We start from the raw sequence: 21,719 nt of genomic DNA, 5'->3' as shown, positions 1-21,719 counted from the left end.
AGGGTACGGCGGCCGGCAACTCAGGACTCTTACAGCGGGGCACCGGGAAGCCCGGCGGGGCAGCTCAAAGCGGCGGCAGGAACTCGAAAACGTGCCCTTCGGGGTCGCGGACGGCCAACCGCCCCTCCTCCAGCACGTGCGGCAGCCCCTCGGCGCGGACCAGGGCCAGCACCTCCGCCACATCGGCGTAGAACTGCACCAGCGCGTGATCGCCGCCGAACATGTCCGCCAGCCCCACCTGCGGGTCCCAGGCGTACAGCCAGCGCCGGGGCGTGCCGTTGCCGTCCGGCTCGGGTGCGGGACCAAGGGTGAACTGGGCGAAGTCGCGGTCCGGCTGTTCCTTGGCATAGGCGAAGCCGTAAGCGCGGGGCAGGCGGGCTTTCATGGCGGCGTAATCGCTGAACGCCAGCGCCACCTCGCGCAGACCCATCACGGGGAGAGCGTGGGCGGGGCGCCGGGCGGGAACGGGCGGATAGGTCGGCTGCCGCTCGTCGGAGAGGTCCACGCCGCGCAGTTCCAGGCCATGCCCGAAGGGGTCGAAGAAGTACACGGTGGGGTCGGGGCGCTCGGGCGTGCCCAGGTCGATCTCGGTCCAGGGAATGCCCTGCTCGTCCAGCAGCGCCTTGCTGCGGTCCAGGTCATCCGGCTGGATCTGCCAGGCGTAATGCAGGTGCGAGGCACCGCGTGCGCGCAGCGGGGCGAGGCGCGGGTCGTTCGCCTGCCGCGTGACCGGTTTCCAGAGGGTCAGGGTCTGGGCACCGTTCACCCGGAAGTGGGCCACCCCCTGCGCCCCGTCTTGGTGAAGCAGTTCCAGGCCCAGCACCTGCGTATAGAAGCGAATCCCCCGGGGCAGGTGGTTGACTTCCAGCGTGATTCCGGCCAGGTCCAGCAGGGGCGAAGGCATGGCCACAGGGTACCTGCGCCGCCCCTCCCCTGGCCCTGGGGGCGCGTGAAGGTTCATTTCCGTTAGTCTCCTGGACATGGCAGAAGGTGAGGTTCCGAACGTGGCAGGCCGTGACGCACCCGGGCAGGCGCACTCCGCTGAACAGGCGCAGATGGACTTCAGCCAGCGCCTCAGTTACGGCGACTATCTGAGGACGGACACGCTGCTGAGTGCCCACCAGCCCATCACGCAGGCACACGACGAACACCTCTTCATCACGGTGCATCACGTCTCGGAGCTGTGGCTGGACCTGATTATCCGCGAGTTGCAGGCCGCGATGGCGCTGCTGGCGGCGGGCGTCACCGATACGCCGCTGAAGATGCTGACCCGGGTGGTGCGCGCGCAGGAGCAGCTCACCGACGCCTGGGAGGTCCTGAAGACCATGACGCCCGCCGACTACCTGGAGTTCCGGGGGGCTTTCGGGCAGGCGTCGGGCTTTCAGTCGGCGGGGTACCGCATGGTGGAGGTGCTGCTGGGCAACCGTAATCCCACGCTGCTGCGGCCCCATGAACACCGCCCGGACCTGCACGGCCCCCTCCTGGCCGCCCTGCACGCCCCCAGCGTGTACGACCTGACGCTGCACCTGCTCGCCGCGCGGGGGCTGAACATTCCGGCGGAGGTGCTGGAGCGGGACTTCACCCAGCCGCCCACCGAGCATCCGGCGGTGCTGGACGCCTGGCTGACCGTCTACCGCGACCCCGAACAGTACTGGGACCTGTACGAGCTGGCCGAGAAGCTGCTCGACGTGGAAGACAACTTCCGGCGCTGGCGCTTCAACCACCTGACGACCGTGGAACGCACCATCGGCTTCAAGACCGGGAGCGGCGGCACCAGCGGGGCCGGATACCTGCGCCGCGCCCTGAGCATCGTCCTGTTCCCGGAGCTGTGGCAGGTGCGGACCAGCCTTTGACAGACAGGCTCTCCAAGGCTGCTTATCAGAGTTTGTTTGGAAGGGGGAACCTGGCCGGAAGCTGAAGCCTCGCCAACTTTTCAGAACTCTGCAACCGGGCGGCCTACCCCCGTCTGCCAACTGGGCAGGCATAGCCGAGGAGCTTTCGGGCCGCAGGCCCGCAGCCGCCTGGCCGACACGTTCCAGGCAGGAACCGTCGACGCCCAGAGCCTCTCCGACGCTTCACAGGACACCCTTCGCCGGGGGTGGGGGGAATGCCTTCCAACCACCCCACCGGAGCAGCCCAGAGACAACGCCGCTTCCCCCGGCGGCATTGCTATCCTCGCCCCATGCGGGGAGCAGTGCGGGTCTGGCGCGGGGCGGGGGCGCGCCTGTGGGACAACCTGCCGCGCCTGATCGTGGTGAATGTGCTGTGGCTGGCAGCGTCCTGGCCGCTGCTGACGCTGGGTGCGGCGACGCTGACCGCCTATGCCTGGCTGCGGCGCGCGGTGCTGGAAGTGGAGGACGAGCGTTCGGAGGGCGGCCCGGCTGCCCTGGCCGTTTCCGAAGAACCCTATACGTCGCTGCCCCGCTTTTTCAGGCGGCTGTGGTGGCCGGGCACCCTCTGGGCGGGCCTGAACGCACTGCTTCTGCTGGTGCTGTCGGCCAACTTCGTGCTATGGCGGGCCGACCCCGGGACGCTCCGGGGGGCGCTGTGGGGCGCGCTCGGCAGCTACCTCGCGTGGTTCTGGCTGGCGCTGCAACCGTTTGTCCTCGACGCGCTGGCCGAGGGGGTGCGGCTGCCCCGTGCGCTGGCGGAAGCGGTCCGGATCGTGCTGGCCTATCCGCTGTACGCCCACCTGTGCGCCCTGCCCCCGCTGCTGCTGGCGGCGCTGGGCTGGTGGTTCACGTCGCTGTGGCCGCTGGTGGGTGTCAGCGTGTTGCTGCTGTACTGGGCGCAGGTGGCGACCGGCGACCCGGCCCCGCGCCGCCCAGGTCACCTCGAAGACGTGCTGTAGAGCCGAGCAAGGTAGAGCCGAGCAGCAATGGGACTGCGGCACACTTCCAAGAAAACATGAACAGGCGGAAAGCGGAATGAGACCCGCCAAGCGCACCCCAGGACTAACCTCGTAAGTGTCAGATGAGCCAGGCGGGAAATCGGTGGTCAGCCAGTACCCGGCGGACGGCTGCCTTTCGCGCTCTGAGCCTCCGACAGCCCGAGGTTAAACCATGAAAAACACTCTCTTTCTCCTGACCGCCGCCTTGCTGGGCAGCGCCGGCGCGCAGAAGGTCACCCTCGACCTGTGGGCGCACTGGGGGTCCGAGCAGCGCCGGCCCACCATCAACCGCATCATCGACACCTGGAACAAGAAGAACCCGAACATTCAGGTGAAGTACACCTTCGTCCCCTTCGACCAGTTGCCGACCAAGACGCTGGCCGCCATCGCCGCCAAGAACCCGCCGGACGTGGTCGTGATCGACATCCGCACCACCACGCTGCGGGCCGCGAAGAACCAGGCGAGCAACCTCAGCAAGCTGGGGGCGGACAAGCTGCAAAACCAGTTCTACCCGAACCTGTGGTCCACCGCGACCTACAAGGGCGACCAGTACGGCCTGCCCTTCGTGACCGACAGCCGCTTCCTGTACTACAACAAGGACCTGTTCAAGGAAGTCGGCCTGAACCCCGCCAAGCCGCCCACGACCTGGGCCGAGCTGGAAGCGGACGCCAAAAAGCTCGACAAGAAGACCGGGCCGGTATACCAGCGCATCGGCTTCCACCCGCTGTACGGCAGCTTCGGCCTGGAAAGCTGGGTCTCGAACGCGGGCGGCAGCATGTGGGACGAGGACCGGGTCAACCCGCGCTTTGCCAATCCCACCGCCGTCAAGACGCTGACCTGGATCAAGGACTGGACCGACCGCCTGGGCGCGCGCAACGTGCAGGCGTTTAAGAGTTCCTTTGGCAGCGGTGCGCAGGACCCCTTCATCTCGGGCAAGCTGGGCATGATCATCGACATCGGCGGCTACGCGGCCACCCTCAAGAAGTACGCGCCCAACCTGAATTACGGCATGGTCCGGATTCCCACCCCGACCGGCCAGCCGGGGCCGGGCACCTCGTCGGGCGGCGGCTTCAACCTGGAAGTGCCGGTGGGCACCAAGCACCCCAAGGAAGCTTTCGCCTTTGCCCGCTGGATGGCGACCGAGGGCGCGCGCATCTGGGCGCAGGAGCAGAACGACTTCCCCGGCGCGAAAAACGCCTCGCTGAGCGTGACCAGCCCCGCCTTCCGCATGATGTCGGCCAACATGAAATACACCGAGGTCACGCCCGCGCCGCCCTACGCCCCCAGCTACGGCACGCTGCTGGACAAGGCCACCGAGGACACCGTGTACCGGGGCCAGGACCCCAAACAGGCGCTGGAAGAGGCGAACACCCAAGTGCAGCGCCTGGTCAACAGCAACAAGTAATTCGCCACGCGTGACGCCGTGTGCCGGGTGAAGCGGACCCCCCGCTTTGCCCGGCGCGCATTCGGGAGGTCAGAGGATGCTTCGTCTACTTACCGCTGGGAGGAGGCCGTGAGCCGCGCGTCTTCCCCGCCCCTGCCCCGCCGCCAGAGCCTGAACGGTCGCCAGCGGGAAGCCCTGTGGGGCTACCTGTTTATTGCGCCCTGGCTGATCGGCTTTTTGTGCTTCGTGCTGGGGCCGATGCTGTTCTCGCTGTACGCGAGTTTCACCAACTACGACATCACCTCGCGCTTCGACTGGGTGGGCGTACGCAACTACGTGCAACTGCTGACGCAGGACAGCCGCTTCTGGAAGGCCCTGTCCAACACCGCCTATTACGCTGTGTTTGCGGTGCCGTTGGGGATCGCCACGGGGCTGCTGATCGCCCTTCTGCTCAATCAGGAGGTGCGCGGCCAGCGCCTCTTCCGCACCATCTTCTTTCTGCCCAAGGTGCTGACCGGCGTGGCGGTGCTGCTGCTGTGGCTGTGGGTGTTCAACCCGCAGGTGGGCCTGATCAACACGGCCCTGTACCGCCTGGGGGTGAACGAGAACAACCTGCCGCTGTGGTTCAGCGATCCGGCCTGGTCCAAGCCCGCCCTGATCATCATGAGCATGTGGGCGGCGGCGGGGGGCTTCATGTTCTATCTGGCCGCGCTGAAGGGCGTGCCGCGCGACCTGTACGAGTCGGCGCAGATCGACGGGGCGAGTCCCTGGCGGCAGTTCTGGGCCGTGACGGTGCCGCTGATCTCGCCGGTGATCTTCTTCAAGCTGATTACCGGTATCTCGGGGGCGATGCAGTTCTGGTCCGAGTCGCTGATTCTGACCAAGGGCGGGCCGAGCGACAGCACGCTGTTTTACGGCCTTTACATCTGGCAGACGGCCTTTACGGACCTGCGGATGGGCTACGCCAGCGCGATGGCCTGGATTCTGCTGCTGATCACGCTGGCGATCACGGGGCTGCAACTGTGGTTTTCCCGGCGCTGGGTCCACTACGAAGGCGAGGTGCGCTGAGATGGCCCTGTCCCGCCCCGAGGTGCAGGTGCGCCCACGCCCGCTGCGAACGGGGGGACCCCGGCGGGTGGGAGGGTTGAAACTGGGCCGCCTGCTGGCCTTTGCCGCCCTGGTGGCGCTGTCGCTGATGGTCCTGTACCCGGCGCTGTGGATGGTTTCGACCTCGCTGAAGCCCGACGCGCAGGTCTTCGCCTACCCGCCGCGCTGGATTCCCGATCCCGTGATGTGGGGCAACTACGCCAAAGCCTGGGCCAGCGCGCCCTTTACCCGCTACGCGGTCAACAGCCTGCTGTATGCCGTCAGCGTGACGTTCGGCACGGTGCTGTCGTGTTCGCTGGCGGCCTACGGGTTTTCCAAGCTGCGGTTTCCGGGCCGCGACTTCCTGTTTCTGGTGATGCTCTCCACCATGATGATTCCGGGCCTGGTCACGATGGTGCCGCAGTACGTGCTGTTCAGCAAACTGGGCTGGATCAACACCTACCTACCGCTGGTGGTGCCCAGCTTCTTCGCGGGGGCCTTTTTCACCTTCCTGCTGCGGCAGTACTTCATGGGCGTGCCCAACGAGCTGCTGGAAGCGGCGCGGATGGACGGCGCGAACGAACTGTGGATCTGGGGCCGGGTGATGCTGCCGCTGACCACCCCGGCCCTCGCCACCGTCGCCATCTTCACCTTCGACGGCGCGTGGAACGACTACGTCAACCCGCTGCTCTACCTCAACGACGAGCGGCTGTACACCCTTCAGGTCGGCCTGGCCTCCTTCCGCTCGGCCAACGACACACAGTGGCAACTCCTGATGGCCGCCTCGGTGCTGGTGCTGCTGCCCGTCTTGCTGATCTTCTTCGTGTTCCAGAAATACTTTATCGAGGGGGCCTCGCTGACCGGCAGTGTGAAGGGCTGAAGCCGGGCGCGTGCGCCTTCTCATCCGGCCGGACTCTGGGAACACCAGGGGTCCGGCCGGAACTTCATGGGGAGTTGCGCCCGGGTCCTGCGCCGGGTACGCTGCCCCAACCGCTCAGAGACCCGCAGAGAGCCTCGGCGGACCTCACAATGAAGTGCCCGCGAACCCGGGAAAGGCGAACGCCATGTGGCATGACCTCTATCTGAGCAGTGTCCTCAAGCCGGACGACGCCTACGCGCGGGCACACCTGCTGCCGCACCTGTTCGATGCGCTGACGGCCCACGCGCTGATGCTGGAAGCCCAGCAGGTCCCCCACGCGGCGCAGGCGGTCCAGCTTCTCAGAACCCTGCGCCGCGAGCCTTTCCCGCCCTACGACCCCCGGACCGAGGACGTGTTCTTCACGCTGGACCGCAGCCTGGCCGCGCGGGAGGCCGGGGCCGCCGGGGCGCTGCGCACGGCCCTCTCGCGCAACGACCTGGACATGACCCTCTACCGCCTGAGCGCCCGTGAGCACCTGCTGGGGGCGGTCTGGCGGCTGATGATGCTGCGCCGCGTGCTGCTCGACCTCGCGGAGCGCGAGGTGGCCACCGTGATCGTCGCCTACACCCACCACCAGCCCGCGCAGCCCACCACGCTGGCGCATTACCTCGCCGGGCTGGAGAACGTGCTGGCCCGCGATACGGAGCGGTTGTTCGGCGCTCTGGGCCGGGTGAACCTGAGTCCAATGGGCGCGGTGGCGCTCGGCGGAAGCAGTTTCTCGATCAACCGGCAGCTCACCTCGGACCTGCTGGCCTTCGACCGCCCGGTCGAGAACACCTACGACGCGGTCAGTACCAGCGACTGGCAGGTGGAGCTGGCGGGGACGGTCACGGTGGCCGCCACCACCCTGTCGCGCGGCGTTCACGACCTGCTGTTCTGGGCCTCGCGGGGGTTGATCGCGCTGGAGGACGGGCTGGTGCAGGGCAGCAGTGTGATGCCGCAAAAGCGCAACCCGGTGGCCCTGGAACACGCCCGCGCCCGCTTCAGCCGCGCCATCGGCAGCGCCCAGAGCGTGACGCTGTGTGCCCACAACGTCCCCTTTGGCGATGTCAACGACCCCGGCACCGACATGCAGCCACCGTTACACAGCATGTGGCAGGACTTCGGGGAGGGCGCGGACCTGCTGAGCGCCGCGCTGGTCAACCCCAGCGTGAACCGCGCCGCCTGGCTGCGGGAAGCGCAGGAGGGTGAAGCTGCCGTGACCGAGCTGGCCGACGCCCTCGCCCGGCAGGAGCGGCGGGGCTTCCGGGAGGCACATACGGCAGTCAAGAGGTTGCTGGCCGATCTGCACGCCTCGGGCCGCCCGCTGAGTTCCGCGACACCGGATGACCTGGCCGTGGTGGGCGTCGCCCTCCCTGCCGCCGAGCTGCGCGCCGCCCTCGATCCCGCCGCCTTCGTCGCCCGCCGCACCACGCTGGGGGGGCCTGCGCCAGAAGTAATGCGACAGGCCCTCAACGCCGCACGCCAACGCTTGCAGGACGATTTCGAGCAGCACACGCAAGTCGTCCGCCGCTTTGCCGACGCCCGCACGCATCTCGCCGGAGGAGACACGGAGGCGGGGAGTTCTGCGGGGGGTTCTCCAGCCCGGCAGCTCTAGCCCAGCTTCCGGCCAGGCGCTACGCTGGGGACGACCATCATGCTGGAGGACGGCGGCCCGGCCCAGGCCCGGGCAGGCTCGCCGGAGTCCTCACCCCTTCAAGGAGAAGCCCATGAAGAAGCTGCTCACGCTGGCCCTGTCCCCTCTGGCGCTGTCCCTGACGTTCGCCGCCGCCGCACCCGTGACGATCACCTACTGGCAGTACGACTACGCCAGCAAGGTGGACACCATGAACAAGCTGATCCAGAAGTTCGAGGCCCAGAACCCCGACATCAAGGTGAAGCAGGAAACCTTCCCCTACGACGCCTACAACCAGAAGGTCGCCACCAGCGTCCCGGCGGGCCAGGGGCCGGACGTGGTGAACCTCTTTTACGGCTGGCTGCCGCAGTACGTGGACAGCGGCTACCTCCAGGCACTGCCCAGGGCCGACTTTCCCGTCAAGCAGATCGAGAGCAGCTTCGTGCCGATGATCCAGACCAGCAAGATGAACGGCCAGTATTACGCGCTACCGACTTCGGTCCGCACGCTGGCGCTCTTTTATAACAAGGACTTGCTGAAGCAGGCCGGGGTACTGACGCCGCCGCGCACCTGGGAAGACTTCATCGCCGCCGCGCAAAAGGTCGTGAAGGGTGCGCCGCCGCGCTTCAGCGTCCTGGGCTTCGGCATCCAGCCCGACGGTCAGGATTACCACGTGGTCCGCGAGGTCCTGGTGCGGCAGTTCGGCGGCTCGCCCTACAGCAAGGACGGCAAACAGGTCACCTACGACAGCGACGCGGGCGTCAAGGCCATGACCTTTTACACCGACCTGTACAGCAAGTACAAGCTGGGCACGCCCAACTTCTTCCCCGGGAACAACAGCTACCGCGACGCCTTCATGGCGGGCAAGGTCGGCATGATCATCGACGGGTCCTTTGCCATCGGCACCATCCAGAAGGGCGCGAAGTTCAACTGGGGCGTGGTGCCGCTGCCGGTCTTCAAGGGCAACGGCGTCCGCAGCAATTTCGGCTCCTACTGGGTGAACGGCATCACCAAGAATGCCAAAGGCGACAAGCTGGCCGCCTCGGTCAAGTTCCTGAAGTTCCTGACGAGCGAGGACACCCAGCGCACCTGGCTGCAAGCGGTCGGGGAGATTCCGGCCAGCAAGAAGCTGTCCAACGACCCCAGCCTGCGCCGCGACCCGGTGTACGGCCCCTTCGTGTATGCCCTGCCCTTCGCGCACTCCACCCTGTTCGTGGACGAGGCCGGACAGCGCAAGGCCTGGGTGGACGCGATCAATTCGGTGATCTTGCAGGGGGGCAGCCCGGCGAACGCCGTGAAGAAGGCGGCCACAGACGAACAGAAGATCCTGAATGGCTACTACAAGTGAGCTGAGGCGAGAGCCGGTGCGGGTCCGCCCGGCCCGCCCGGGCACCCTCAGGCGGCGGCAGACCCGCACGGCCTACACCTTCTTGCTGGTGCCGCTGCTGTTCTTCCTGGTGGTGCGCTTTATTCCGACCTTTCTGGCGCTGCGCCTGAGCCTCTTCGACTGGAACATCCTCAAGGAGCAGCAGCCCTTCGTGGGCCTGGAGAACTACCGCACGCTGCTGGAGGACGAGAAGTTCGGGCAGGCGCTGAAGAACACGGCGCTGTATACGGTGATCGGCGTGCCCCTCCAGATCGCGCTGGGGTTGATCCTCGCGCTGATGCTGGGCCGCATCCGGGCGCTGCGGGGGCTGTACCGGGCGCTGTACTTTGCGCCCTACGTCACGCCCATTGTGGCGGCGGCCTGGGTGTGGCAGTGGCTGTTCAGTCCGCAGTTCGGGCCGGTGAATACCGTCTTGATGTGGCTCCACATCCCGCCGCAAGCCTTTCTGACCTCACCGCATCAGGCACTCGCCACGACTGCCGGACTGGTGGTGTGGCAGAACCTGGGGTTTCAGGTGGTCCTCTTCCTGGCGGGCCTCGCCGCGATTCCCCGCAGCTACTACGAGGCGGCGGAGATCGACGGGGCCAGCGGCGGCCAGGCGTTCTGGCGGATCACGCTGCCCCTGCTGAATCCCACCATCGTCTTCAGCGTGGTGACGGGGACGATCTCGTACCTGCAACTGTTCACGCAGGTGGTGAACCTCAACTTCACCGACCAGGGCGGGCCGCTGGGCAGCACCATGACGGTGGCGCTGTATATCTATCAACTGGCGTTCGGGCGCTATCAGATGGGGTACGCCTCGGCGGTCACGGTCATTCTGTTCGTGATCATCCTGGCGATTACCCTGCTGCAACTGAAATTCCTGACGCGGAGGTACGACACGTGACCGCCGCCGTTTCCAGCCCCCGCAGACGCGCCGATCCGCGCACGCTGCTGGCCTACGCGGCGCTGACGCTGGGCATCGTCGTCACGCTCTTTCCCTTCGCGTGGATGCTGCTGACCAGCCTGAAGAGTTTTCAGGAACTGTTCAACCTGGCCTTTTTCCCGGCCGCGCCCACGCTGGACAACTACCGGCAGGTGCTGACCGAGACGAAGTTCCTGGAGTGGTTCGGCAACAGCCTGCTGGTCGCGGGCGTGACCACCGTCAGCGTGCTGTTCTTCGACTCGCTGGTGGGGTACACCCTCGCCAAGTTCGACTTTCCCGGCAAGAACCTGATTTTCATCCTGATCCTGTCCACGCTGATGATCCCCACCGAGATGCTGGTGATTCCCTGGTTCGTGGGCGTGACCGACCTGCACCTCACCCGCAGCGTGCCGGGCGCGTACTTCTCGATCATGTTTCCGGGCCTGATGAGTGCCTTCGGCGTGTTCCTGATGCGCCAGTTCTTTGAGAGCCTGCCCGACGACCTGCTGGAAGCCGCGCGGATCGACGGCATGCACGAGTTCGGCATCTTCTGGCACATCGCCCTGCCGCTGGTGCGCCCGGCGCTGGCGAGCCTCGCCATCTTCACCTTTCTGGGCAACTGGAACGCCTTCCTGTGGCCCCTGATCGTGATTCAGCAGCCGCAGTTCCGCACCCTGCCGGTGGGCACGGCCCTCTTCAACGGCGAGGCGGGCACCCAGTGGGGCCTGATCATGGCCGCGAGCAGTCTGGCGGTGATCCCGGTCCTGCTGGTCTTCGCACTCTTCCAGCGGCAGATCATCGAGGGCATCGTCCTGACGGGCCTGAAAGGCTGACGGCCCCGCCGCCTTCAGGCCAGCTCGCGCGCCAGCTCCTGCACATAGATTTCCAGCCAGCCCGGCAGGCCCAGCGCCGAACAACTGACCCGGTGGTGGGCCACCTTCAGCAGACACTCGGCCTCGCCCACCTGCACCGCGACCCCCGCGACCTCGAACATGGCGAGGTCATTTTCGCTGTCCCCGAAGGCGACGGTGCGGCTCATCGGAATCCCGAGGGCCTGCGCGATGAGCCTGAGAGCGGTGCCCTTGTTGGCCGCTTCCGGCGTGACGGTGAGGTACTGGCGAGGGCCGCTCACACTGCTGGTCACGTGGACGCCGCCGACCTGCCGCAGGCGGGCGGTCAGCTCCGGAGTAGCGGGGTCCTGCACGGCCAGTTCGATATCCAGCTTTTGCAGGGGTCCTGCGGCAGCCTCCTCCAGCGGGAGGCCGCGCCGTTCGGTCTGCCAGACGGCGAAGGCCGGGGCCTGGGGATCACGGACGTACACCGTTCCAGGACCGAAGCCGAAGACGGGCCGGTCTGTGGGCAGCAGGCCCACCAGCGCCCGCGCCTGCTCGGGCGTGAAGTGATGGTCAGCGATCACCCTGCCGCCGACCATGACCAGTCCACCCGTATTCACGGCGACCGCCTCCGGGCGCAGGGCGGACAGCACCTCCGGCGGCACGTCGGCCCGGCCCGTGATGACCGCCACCCGGCACCCGTGTTCGCGCAAGCGGGCCAGCAGTTCCAGGGTCCGGGCGGGCACGCTGTGGTCCCGGTCCAGCAGGGTCCCGTCCAGGTCAAAGGCGAGCAGACGCATGACCCAGTGTGGCACCAATGGGAGGGGCGGCGGGTCAGGCCGCCTGGCCCGGGGTTCTGCCTGTTCTGGGAAATAATTCTGCTTCTGCCCAAGCTTGACAAAAATAATTTTCATTCCTACTCTGGAAATACCTGCAACTGCCGCTGACCCGGCCCGGAGGTCCACTTGACCCAAACGCTGCCCGAACGTCCGGCCCCCGCCCGTCCCCCGAGCGCCCTGGCCCGCCTGCATGCCGAACAGGCGCAACTGCCCCCGACGCTGGGGCGCATCGCCACCTATGTCCTGGCGCACCCCGAGGAGGTGATGTATCAGACCATCACCGAGCTGGCGGGGGCGGCGGGCGTGGTCGAGAGTGCCGTGACGCGGCTGTGCCGCCGCCTGGGCTTTTCCGGCTTTCACGCCTTCAAGATTGCGCTGTCGGGTGACGTGAGCCAGACACAGCGCCACCAGACGCAGGGCGGGCCGGAAGCGACCGATCCGCTCTCGGTGGCGGCGCGGCAGGCGGTGCAGGCCATCGAGGGCACCCGGCAGACCGTGGACCCGGCGGCCCTGGAACGGGTCGCGCGGGCCATTGCGGGGGCAGTGCGGGTGGACGTGGTGGGGCAGAGCAACAGCGGCCTGTCGGCGCAGTTCCTGGCGAACAAGCTCGCGCGGGTCGGCGTGCCCGCCGTCGCCTACACCGACCCGCACCTCGCGGCGGTGGCGGCGTCCACGCAGAGCGCGCAGGGCGTGGTGGTCGGCCTGACCCGCTCGGGCAGCACCATCGACACAGTGCAGACCTTGCGGCTGGCCGCCACCCGGGGAGCCTTTACCGTCGCCGTCACGCACCGCGTCTCCTCGCCCATTACCCGGCACGCGCGCGAGGTGCTGTCCACCTCCAGCCCGGAAGCACCGCTGGCGGGGGGCGCGATCAGCAGTCTGGTCAGTCAGGTGCTGCTGATCGAGGCCCTGTATCTCACGCTGCTGCCGCTGCTGCCCGGGGCGGGCGCGTTCCTGCGCGAAACCGCCGAATCGGTCGTCGACAAGAAGTACTGAGCCGCACCGTCCGCCCCCGGCCCCCGCCCCCTTTCCGGTACTGCCCCAGGAGAACGCCGCATGACCACACCCGCTCCCGCCGTCTCCCCTCCCGCCACCCCCCCGCGCCGGTCGGCCTTCGCGGCCCTTCAGGAGATCGGCAAGGCGCTGATGCTGCCGGTCGCCGTGCTGCCCGCCGCCGGGCTGCTGCTGGGCTTCGGCTCGGCCTTCAACGATCCGAGCTATTCGTGGCACGCGTCCATCCCCGAGTGGCTGCAATTCATAGGCACGCTGATGGTGGGCGCGTCGAACGTGATTTTCGGCAATCTGCCGATCATCTTCGCGCTGGGTGTCGCCATCGGTCTGGCGGGCGGCGCGGGCGTCGCGGCACTGGCCGCCCTGGTGGGCTTTCTGGTGATGAACGCCACCATGAGCGCCTACCTGGGCCTGGGCGACGCGGCCAAGTTCGCGGAGCTGGGCAAGGCGCAGCCGGGCGCGTATGCGACGGTGCTGGGCATTCCCAGCATCCAGACGGGTGTCTTCGGCGGCATCATCATGGGCCTGCTGTCGGCCTGGCTCTACAACCGCTACAAGGACATCCGGCTGCCCGCCTTCCTGGGCTTCTTCGCGGGGCGGCGCTTCGTGCCCATCGTGACCGCTGCCGCCGCCATCGTGCTGGGCATTCTGCTGACGTACCTGTGGCCGCCCGTCCAGCACGGCCTGAACGTGTTCTCGAACGTGGCGACCCAGGGCGCGCCGGTCGCGTCCAGCGGCATCTTCGGCTTCATCAACCGCCTGCTGATTCCCTTCGGCCTGCACCACATCTGGTATCAGCCCTTCTGGTTCATCGCGGGGGACTACACCAACCCGCAGACCGGCGCGGTCGTCCACGGCGACCTGACGCGCTACATCGCGGGCGACCGGTCGGCGGGCATCTTCATGACCGGCTTTTTCCCGATCATGATGTTCGCGCTGCCTGCCGCCGCGCTGGCGATGGTGCAGGAGGCCCGCCCGGAACGGCGCAAGGTCATTGCGGGCATCATGATCAGCGCCGCGCTGACCTCCTTCCTGACCGGCATCACCGAACCCATCGAGTTCGCGTTCATGTTCGTCGCGCCGATTCTGTACGTGTTCCACGCGGCCATGACCGGCCTGAGCTTCGTGGTGATGAACCTGCTCGGCTCGCACAACGGCTTTACCTTCAGTGGCGGGGCCATCGACTACTTCCTGCTGATGCCCAAAAGCACCCGGCCCTGGCTGGTGCCGGTGGTCGGTCTGGTCTTCGCCTTCGTGTACTACGTGGTCTTCCGCGCCGCCATCCGCCGCTTCAACCTGCTGACGCCGGGCCGCGAGGACGTGACCACCGAGGACACGGCGACCGCCACCGTCATGCCCAGGGGCGGCGACCGTGGACTGGCCCTCGACATCCTGCGCGCGCTGGGTGGCCCCAGCAACATCCAGAACCTCGACGCCTGCATCACCCGCCTGCGCGTGACGGTAGCGAACAAGCAGGAGGTGAACAAGGGCACGCTCCAACTGCTGGGCGCGGCGGGCGTGCTGGAGGTTGGTAACAGCGTGCAGGCCGTCTTCGGCACCCGCAGCGACCAGATCAAGGAGGAGATGCAGCGCGTCATTTCTGAAGGCAGCTACACCGCCACCGACGTTCCCGGCGAGGCCGCCGCGCTGACGCCCCGCGCCGACGCGGCCCCGGCCCCGGTTCCGCCCCCGGTGGACGCCGCCACGGCCGTTTCCTCCTCCCCGGTCCTCACCCCCGGCCCCGCCACCGCTGCCGAGGCGGCCCGGCCTCCCCAGGCTCCCGATCCCCAGCCCGGCCTGCCCGCCGACTTCACCCTGCCCCTCGCGGGCCGCGTGCTGCCGCTTTCCGACGTGCCCGACCCCGTGTTCAGCGGGAAGATCATGGGCGACGGCTTCGCGATTGACCCCGCCAGCGGCGACGTGCGCTCGCCCGTCAGCGGTGAGGTGGTCACCCTGTTCCCGACCGGACATGCGGTGGGGCTGCGGGCGGACAATGGGCTGGAAGTCCTCGTCCACATCGGCATCGACACGGTGGGCCTGAACGGCGAGGGCTTCACGGCGCTGGTGCGGCAGGGGGACCACGTGACCGCCGGGCAACCGCTGATCCAGGTGAATCTGGACGCCATCCGGGGCCGGGTGCCCAGCCTGATCACGCCGATCGTCTTTACCAACCTCGCGCCCGAGCAGCGGGTGGAACTGGACGGCCAGACGGTCCGCATCGTGTAACTGCCGGGGCGGGGGCGAGCGAAGGTGCCGCCCCTGCCCCGCTTCTTTCCCGGAGGTTTCCGACATGGAACAGCCCAGCACCGAACAACCCTTCATCGTCACGTCCGAACACGGCCTGCACGCCCGGCCCGCCGCACAACTCGTTCAGGTCGCCACCCCCTTCGCCTCGGCGGTGGAACTCGTCGCGGACGGGAAGGCCGTCAACCTCAAGAGCATCATGTCGGTGATGGGTGTCGGGCTGTCGCAGGGCGCGGCCTTCAGCATCCGCGCGACGGGCGAGGACGCGCAGGCGGCCCTCTCGGCGCTGGCGGCCCGTCTGGAAGAGCAGGGTCTGGCCCGCCGTGCCTGACGGACCTTCCAGCCCGCTGACCGGCATCGCCGCCTCGCCCGGTCTGGGGGTCGGTCCGGCCTTCGTGCTGCTGCCCCCCGACCTGACCTTCGAGACGCGGAGCGGGCAGGACGCGGCGGCGGAGCGGGCACGGCTGGAGGCGGCCCTGGCGGCCAGCCGTGCGGACATCGAACGGATCCGCGAACGGGCGCGCGCCAGCCTGGGCGACGAACACGCGGCGATTTTCGATGCCCACCTGCTGCTGCTCTCGGACCCCGAACTGGACGCGGCCATCACCGCAGGGCTGAACGGTGGCCTGAACGCGGAAGCGGCGCTGGTGGGGGCCAGTGACACCTTTATCACCATGTTCGAGAGTCTGGACGACCCCTACCTGCGCGAACGCGCGGCGGACCTGCGGGACGTGCGGAACCGGGTGCTGGCGCATCTGCTCGGAAAGCCCCTGACGGCCCTGGCCGATCTGCGCGAACCCGCCGTGATCGTCGCCCACGATCTCGCGCCCAGCGACACCGCGCAGCTCGACCGCTCGCTGGTGCGCGGCGTCGTCACGGCGGTCGGCGGACGCACCAGCCACAGCGCGATCATGGCGCGCGGCCTGGGTCTGCCCGCTGTGGTGGGCGTGGGCGAGGCGCTGCACGGCATCTCACCCGGCACGGTTCTGCTGGTGGACGGGGACGCGGGCCGGGTGAGCGTGAACCCGGAGGCTGGAGAGGTCGCCGCCGCGCAGGTCCAGATGCAACGGACAGCCGAGGAGCGGGCGAGGCTGACCGCGCTGGCAGGCCGCGAAGGACGCACCGCCGACGGCCTGCGGGTCGAACTCGCCGCCAACATCGGCAGCCCCGCCGACCTGCCGCTGGCGCTGGAAGCCGGGGCGGAGGGCGTCGGCCTCTACCGCACCGAGTTCCTCTACCTGGGCCGCGACACGCTCCCGGACGAGGAGGAACAATACCGCGCCTACCGCGCCGTGCTGGAGGGGATGGCGGGCCGCCCGGTGGTGATCCGCACGCTGGATGTGGGCGGTGACAAGGCGCTTCCGGCGCTGAACCTTCCCCCGGAGGAAAACCCCTTCCTGGGCTTCCGGGCCATCCGGCTGTGTCTGGCCCGCCCGGACCTCTTCCGGGTGCAACTGCGCGCCCTGCTGCGGGCCAGCGTCCACGGCGACCTGCGCGTGATGTTCCCGATGATCGCCACCGTGCAGGAGTTCCGGGCGGCCCGCGCCCTGCTGGACGAGGAACGCGCCCGGCTGACCGCTGAAGGGGTCCCGGTCGCGGAGCATATCCAGGTCGGCATGATGGTGGAGATTCCCGCCGCCGCCGTGCTGTCCCGGCAGTTTGCGCGCGAGGCCGACTTTTTTTCCATCGGCTCGAACGACCTGATCGGGTATGCGCTGGCCGCCGACCGCCTGAACGAGCAGGTGGCGAACCTGTACCAGCCGCTCAATCCGGCCATTCTCGCGCTGATCGGGCAGACCTGTGCAGGCGCGGCCACGCAGAACCGCTGGGTGGGCGTCTGCGGTGAGATGGCGGGCGATCCGCTCGCGCTGCCGCTGCTGGTCGGCCTGGGAGTCACCGAACTCAGCATGAGCGCGCCCGCCCTGCTGCCGCGCCGCGAGCAGGTGCTGAAGCTGGACGCGGGGAAGGCCCGCGAACTGGCCGCCCACGCCCTGACGCTGGACACCGCGCAGGAGGTGGAGGCCGCTGTGCGCAGCGCCTTTCCTGAACTGGCCCAGCGGGAGCCGGGCGCGTGAGCCGGGACAGCCTGTCTGTGCAGGGCCGCCCTGCCCCGGCTTTCCGGCGGGAGACTCGCGCATGACGGCCCCTTCCCCCGACACTCACGCCCTTCCCCGGCTGGCCCTGATCGGCACGGGCCGGATGGGCCGCCCGGTGGCCGAGAACCTGCTGCGGGCGGGCTTTTCCCTCACCGTCTTCAACCGCTCGGCCGCGAGTCCGGCGGCCCTGGGGGCGCTGGGGGCCAGGGTCGCGGTCAGCGCCGCCGACGCCGTGGCCGAAGCCGATCTGGTCATCACCCTGCTGCCGAACGGGGGCGTGGTCAGCGGGGTGCTGCTGGGCGGTGCCTTTGCCACCGCCCGTCCGGGCACACTCTTCGTGGACATGAGCAGCATTCCCCCGGCCACTGCGCGCGATCTGGGAACGCGGGCGCAGCAGCTCGGGTTACGGTTTCTGGATGCCCCGGTCAGCGGGGGCACGGGCGGCGCGGCGCGCGGCGAACTGGCGATCATGGTGGGCGGGCCGCCGGAATGGACCGACGAGGCCCGCCCGGTGCTGGACGTGCTGGGGCAGGTCACGCGCGTCGGACCTCTGGGCAGCGGGCAGCTCGCCAAGCTGGTCAACCAGGCCATCGTGGGCGTGACCATCGGCGCGGTCGCGGAGGGGCTGACGCTGGCCCGCGCGGGGGGGGCCGATCCGGCACGGGTGCGCCAGGCGATCCTGGGCGGCTTCTGCCAGAGCCGCATCCTGACCGAACACGGGGCGCGCATGCTGGAGCGCGACTTCACGCCGGGCGGCTCGGTCGCCACCCAGCTCAAGGACCTGGACACTGTGCTGGAGGTGGCCGGGGAGGTCGGTGCGGTGCTGCCCCTCACCGCGCAGGCCCGCCAGCTCTACGCCGATTATCTGGCGGGAGACGGCGGGCGGGCCGGGGAAGACCACAGCGCCCTGGTGCGCCATATCGAAGCCCTCAGCGGCCTGCTGATGGAGGAGGAAACTTGAGAACGCTCAGAGGCCAGCTGGTGCTGCCCGGGGGCGTCGTGCCCGGAGAAGTCCACTTCGGGCACACGCTCGATGCGGTGACCCCTATCGCCGAGGCCCCGCAGGACGTGTTGATCCTCCCCGGCTTCGTGGACACCCACGTTCACGGCGGCGGCGGCGACACGATGGACGGCCCGGACGGCGTGCGGACCCTCGCCCGCCTGCACGCACGGCACGGCACCACCACCCTGCTGCCCACCACCATCACGAATCCCTGGGAAAAGGTGCTGGCCGCGCTGGCGGGGGTGCGCGAGGTGATGGACGCCGGGGGTATAGCGGGCGGCGCAGACGTGGCCGGCGCCCACCTGGAAGGCCCCTTCATCAGCCCAGGGCGGCTCGGCGCGCAACCACCGAACACCGTGCCGCCCACGCCCGACCGGGTGGCGGAGGTGCTGGGGGCAGGCGTGGTCCGTGCCGTGACCCTCGCGCCGGAAGTGCCGGGGGCGGAGGAGGCCGCCCTCAGCTTTGCCCGCGCGGGCGTGCGGGTCGGCGTGGGGCATACGCGGGCGGACGCGGGTACGGTGACGGCGCTGCTGGAGGCGGTCCACGCGGCAGGCGGGCAGACCTGCGCCACCCACCTCTTCAACGCGATGGGAGGCATCGAGGGCCGCGACCCCGGCCCGCCCGGCGCCCTCCTGGCCGACCCGCACGCCTATCAGGAGGTGATTCTGGACCTCATCCACGTCCATCCCACCAGCTTCCGGCTGGCCCACGCCGCTGCACCGGGCCGCGTCCTGCTGGTCACCGACGCCATGCGCGCCGCCGGACTGGGCGACGGCCCCAGCGAACTCGGCGGCCAGCCCGTGACCGTGCGCGGCGGCAAAGCCACCCTGGCCGACGGCACCATCGCGGGCAGCGTCCTCACGCTGGACGTGGCTCTCAGAAACGCCGTGCAGTCGGGCATTCCCCTACCCGAAGCCAGCCGGATGCTGAGCGCCGCGCCCGCCGCCTCGGTCGGCCTGACGGACCGGGGCCGCCTGGAACCGGGCCTGCGCGCCGACCTCACCGTACTGGACCGTGACCTGAACGTCCTTCAGGTGTATGTGGCCGGACAGCCTGTTCTGGAGGAGCAACCATGACCACCCCCGACCCCCTGATGTTGCAGGAAGCCCGCGAAGCCCCGCAGGTCGTCGCCCGGCAACTGCGCGAGAACGCGGACGCGGCGCGCGCCCTGGCCGCCGCGATCCGCGAGCGCCGGCCCCCCTACGCCGTCACTATCGCGCGCGGCAGCAGCGACCACGCCTGCACGGTGCTGAAATACGCGCTGGAAACGCAACTGTCACTGCCCGTCGCCAGCCTGGGGCCGAGCGTCTATACCCTCTACGGTGCCCGCCTCGACCTGCGCGGCGCGCTGGTGATCGCCGTTTCGCAGTCGGGGGCGAGTCCCGACGTGGTGGAAAACGTCCGGATGGCGCGCCAGGGGGGTGCCCTCACCGTCGCGCTGGTCAATGTGGAGGACAGCGATCTGGCCCGCGAGGCCGAGTTCGTCCTGCCCCTGAAGTGCGGCGAGGAACGCGCGGTGGCCGCCACCAAGAGCTACCTCGCCAGCCTGACGGCCCTGCTGCCGGTCGTGGCGGACCTCGCGGGGGACGCGGCCCTCAGCCGGGCGCTGGAGACGCTGCCGGACGCCCTGGAACGCACCCTGGGGCTGGAAGACGCCGCCCGCGACCTGGCCGAACGCTACCGCTTCGCGGACAACCTGCTGGTGCTGGCGCGCGGCCTGCATTTCGGGGTCGCGCAGGAAGCGGCGCTGAAGCTCAAGGAAACCTGCGGCATCCACGCCGAGGCGTACAGTGCCGCCGAGTTCAGCCACGGCCCCAAGCGTCTGCTGGCCGAGGGCGTGCCGCTGCTGGGCTTTGCCCCGGCGGACGCGGCGCAGTCGGCCACCGCCGCCGCCTATGCCGACCTGCGGAGCAACGGGGCGGACCTGCGGACCCTCGGCCCGGCCAGCGGCAGCACCTTGACCACTCCGGCGACGGGCCACGCCCTCACCGACCCGGTGCCCAGCGCGCTGGCGTTTTACCTGTTCGCCGCCCACCTGGCCCTGCACCGGGGGCTGAACCCCGACGCCCCCCCGCTGCTCAGCAAGGTGACCAAGACGCGCTGAGGCTGCCCTATGCGGCGGCGAGGAACGGTCATCCGGCTCGCCCACGCAGGGGCGTCCCTCGCCGCAAGCCCTTCTCATACGGTTTCTCCTAACTTCCGCAACAAGCGGCGCTTTCCCGCTTATTGCTCCATACCGCAGAACCCGTCGTTTCTCCCTCTCCCTTCGGTCGGATTGCCAGGTCGACAAGTCAACCTTTCAATCGGAGTCCGTATCAGATGCCCAGCACGGGATGGGGCCGGTAAGGTTCCTCCAGTGCCCGCAGGTCCTCCGGCGTGAGCCGCACCTTCAGGGCGGCCACCGCGTCCTCCAGATGCGGCAGCTTGCTCGCCCCGACGATGGGCGCGGTGACGCCGGGCTGGTGCAGCAGCCAGGCCGTCGCCACCTGGGCGGGCGTCACGTCCAGCCGCGCGGCCACCTCGGCCACCCGCTGCTGCACGGCGTAGTCGTCCTCGGTGTGGTAGAGCGCCTGGGCGAAACGGTCGCTGTGGGCGCGGGTGGTCCGGGCCTCGCCCGCCTGGCGGTTCCCGGCCAGAAAGCCGCGCGCCAGCGGACTCCAGGGAATCACGCCCACGCCTTCCTCGCGGCACAGCGGCAGCATCTCGCGCTCTTCCTCGCGGTAGACCAGGTTGTAGTGATTCTGCATGCTCACGAAGCGGGTCAGGCCGTGCAGGTCGGCCACGTGCTGCATCCGGGCGAACTGGTAGGCCAGCATGCTGCTCGCGCCGATGTACCGCACCGCGCCCATCCGGACCAGATCGTGCAGGGCGGTCATGGTTTCCAGAATGGGCGTCTCGGGATCGAAGCGGTGGATCTGGTAGAGGTCGATGTGGTCGGTGCCCAGGCGCTTGAGGCTGGCCTGCACGGCGTCCATGATGTGCCCCCGCGACAGCCCGGCGTCGTTGGGGCCGCTGCCCATACGGTTGAAGACCTTGGTGGCAATCACCACCTGATCGCGCCGCGCATAGTCCCGCAGCGCCCTCCCCAGCACCTCCTCGCTGGCCCCCAGCGAATACATGTCGGCGGTGTCGAAGAAGGTGATGCCCAGTTCCAGGGCGCGGGCAATGAAGGGGCGGCTCTGCTCCTCGGGCAGCACCCAGTCCCGCCAGGCCGGGTCGCCGTAGGTCATGGTCCCCAGGGCGATGCGGGAAACCTTCAGGCCGCTCTGTCCCAGCCGGATGTAGTCCATGTCCCACCTTAATACGGAATCCGCCGCTGTTCCTTCGCCCTTCGGTCGGATTTCCGGTTGTTTTCAACACCCTGCAATCGGAATCTGTATTACCCGCTGGCTGGCAGAGGTGCCGGAGGCGACCCCTATACTGGAACTCCGCCCCGCTGTTCTCCCCTGCTCCGCGCGCCCTACCCGCTGCGGGACCGTCAGCCCCTGACAAGGAGGAAGACCGTGAA

The 21,719-nt window shown here is 68.8% G+C and carries 19 protein-coding genes; 16 read left to right on the top strand and 3 right to left on the bottom strand.

The window, feature by feature from the left end; genetic code table 11:
- Positions 1–64: 64 nt before the first annotated feature.
- Positions 65–904, bottom strand: coding sequence for a VOC family protein (locus tag DEIPH_RS04160; RefSeq protein WP_034354172.1), 840 nt, complete (start codon positions 902–904; stop codon positions 65–67).
- Between the two features lie 76 nt (positions 905–980).
- Between DEIPH_RS04160 and DEIPH_RS04155 the strand changes: the two genes are divergently transcribed.
- From DEIPH_RS04155 to DEIPH_RS04115, 9 genes are all read left to right on the top strand, one after another.
- Entirely contained in the window at positions 981–1,853 is an 873-nt protein-coding gene (locus DEIPH_RS04155) for a tryptophan 2,3-dioxygenase (protein ID WP_034354169.1), read from the top strand.
- Positions 1,854–2,182: 329 nt separating this feature from the next.
- The gene (locus DEIPH_RS04150; RefSeq protein ID WP_152544786.1) at positions 2,183–2,851 is read left to right on the top strand and encodes a hypothetical protein; all 669 of its coding nucleotides are present in this window, start codon (positions 2,183–2,185) and stop codon (positions 2,849–2,851) included.
- A gap of 211 nt (positions 2,852–3,062) precedes the next feature.
- Positions 3,063–4,295 carry an ABC transporter substrate-binding protein gene (locus DEIPH_RS04145; protein WP_051517142.1) on the top strand — a complete coding sequence of 411 codons (1,233 nt, stop codon included), beginning with the start codon at positions 3,063–3,065 and terminating at the stop codon, positions 4,293–4,295.
- Between the two features lie 108 nt (positions 4,296–4,403).
- Positions 4,404–5,342 carry a carbohydrate ABC transporter permease gene (locus DEIPH_RS04140; RefSeq protein ID WP_235183165.1) on the top strand — a complete coding sequence of 313 codons (939 nt, stop codon included), beginning with the start codon at positions 4,404–4,406 and terminating at the stop codon, positions 5,340–5,342.
- A 1-nt stretch (position 5,343) separates the two neighbouring features.
- Entirely contained in the window at positions 5,344–6,240 is an 897-nt protein-coding gene (locus DEIPH_RS04135) for a carbohydrate ABC transporter permease (RefSeq protein ID WP_081790768.1), read from the top strand.
- A gap of 184 nt (positions 6,241–6,424) precedes the next feature.
- Positions 6,425–7,876, top strand: a complete 1,452-nt coding sequence (locus tag DEIPH_RS04130; protein WP_051517141.1) for an argininosuccinate lyase — start codon at positions 6,425–6,427, stop codon at positions 7,874–7,876.
- A 112-nt stretch (positions 7,877–7,988) separates the two neighbouring features.
- Entirely contained in the window at positions 7,989–9,242 is a 1,254-nt protein-coding gene (locus tag DEIPH_RS04125) for an extracellular solute-binding protein (RefSeq protein ID WP_034354163.1), read from the top strand.
- Positions 9,226–10,167, top strand: coding sequence for a carbohydrate ABC transporter permease (locus tag DEIPH_RS04120; protein ID WP_034354160.1), 942 nt, complete (start codon positions 9,226–9,228; stop codon positions 10,165–10,167). Before DEIPH_RS04125 ends, DEIPH_RS04120 begins: the two co-directional genes overlap by 17 nt.
- Positions 10,164–11,018: a carbohydrate ABC transporter permease gene (locus DEIPH_RS04115; RefSeq protein WP_051517140.1), complete on the top strand. Its 855-nt coding sequence runs from the start codon at positions 10,164–10,166 to the stop codon at positions 11,016–11,018. Before DEIPH_RS04120 ends, DEIPH_RS04115 begins: the two co-directional genes overlap by 4 nt.
- Before the next feature lie 14 nt (positions 11,019–11,032).
- Here the strand turns inward: DEIPH_RS04115 and DEIPH_RS04110 are convergent, their stop codons facing one another.
- The gene (locus DEIPH_RS04110) at positions 11,033–11,818 is read right to left on the bottom strand and encodes an HAD family hydrolase (protein ID WP_034354330.1); all 786 of its coding nucleotides are present in this window, start codon (positions 11,816–11,818) and stop codon (positions 11,033–11,035) included.
- A 165-nt stretch (positions 11,819–11,983) separates the two neighbouring features.
- Between DEIPH_RS04110 and DEIPH_RS04105 the strand changes: the two genes are divergently transcribed.
- The 7 genes from DEIPH_RS04105 to DEIPH_RS04075 all read left to right on the top strand — a co-directional run bounded on the left by DEIPH_RS04105 (position 11,984) and on the right by DEIPH_RS04075 (position 20,315).
- Positions 11,984–12,853 carry a MurR/RpiR family transcriptional regulator gene (locus DEIPH_RS04105; protein WP_051517139.1) on the top strand — a complete coding sequence of 290 codons (870 nt, stop codon included), beginning with the start codon at positions 11,984–11,986 and terminating at the stop codon, positions 12,851–12,853.
- A 60-nt stretch (positions 12,854–12,913) separates the two neighbouring features.
- Positions 12,914–15,094: a glucose-specific PTS transporter subunit IIBC gene (ptsG, locus tag DEIPH_RS04100; protein WP_051517138.1), complete on the top strand. Its 2,181-nt coding sequence runs from the start codon at positions 12,914–12,916 to the stop codon at positions 15,092–15,094.
- A 64-nt stretch (positions 15,095–15,158) separates the two neighbouring features.
- Positions 15,159–15,443: an HPr family phosphocarrier protein gene (locus DEIPH_RS04095; RefSeq protein WP_034354157.1), complete on the top strand. Its 285-nt coding sequence runs from the start codon at positions 15,159–15,161 to the stop codon at positions 15,441–15,443.
- Positions 15,436–17,187: a phosphoenolpyruvate--protein phosphotransferase gene (gene ptsP / locus DEIPH_RS04090; protein ID WP_034354155.1), complete on the top strand. Its 1,752-nt coding sequence runs from the start codon at positions 15,436–15,438 to the stop codon at positions 17,185–17,187. The genes DEIPH_RS04095 and ptsP overlap by 8 nt, the downstream gene beginning before the upstream one ends.
- Before the next feature lie 61 nt (positions 17,188–17,248).
- Positions 17,249–18,169 (top strand): NAD(P)-dependent oxidoreductase, encoded by a 921-nt coding sequence (locus DEIPH_RS04085; protein WP_034354152.1) that lies wholly within the window; start codon positions 17,249–17,251, stop codon positions 18,167–18,169.
- Positions 18,166–19,287 carry an N-acetylglucosamine-6-phosphate deacetylase gene (locus DEIPH_RS04080; RefSeq protein ID WP_034354147.1) on the top strand — a complete coding sequence of 374 codons (1,122 nt, stop codon included), beginning with the start codon at positions 18,166–18,168 and terminating at the stop codon, positions 19,285–19,287. Before DEIPH_RS04085 ends, DEIPH_RS04080 begins: the two co-directional genes overlap by 4 nt.
- A complete protein-coding gene (locus DEIPH_RS04075) occupies positions 19,284–20,315 on the top strand; it encodes an SIS domain-containing protein (RefSeq protein ID WP_034354144.1) in 1,032 nt (343 codons plus the stop codon). The genes DEIPH_RS04080 and DEIPH_RS04075 overlap by 4 nt, the downstream gene beginning before the upstream one ends.
- Positions 20,316–20,526: 211 nt before the next feature.
- Here the strand turns inward: DEIPH_RS04075 and DEIPH_RS04070 are convergent, their stop codons facing one another.
- The gene (locus DEIPH_RS04070) at positions 20,527–21,501 is read right to left on the bottom strand and encodes an aldo/keto reductase (protein ID WP_034354141.1); all 975 of its coding nucleotides are present in this window, start codon (positions 21,499–21,501) and stop codon (positions 20,527–20,529) included.
- Between the last annotated feature and the right edge of the window lie 218 nt (positions 21,502–21,719).

The sequence above is a fragment of the Deinococcus phoenicis genome, from assembly GCF_000599865.1.
In the GTDB taxonomy this organism is placed as follows: domain Bacteria; phylum Deinococcota; class Deinococci; order Deinococcales; family Deinococcaceae; genus Deinococcus; species Deinococcus phoenicis.
This window is presented reverse-complemented; position numbering and strand designations above follow the sequence as displayed.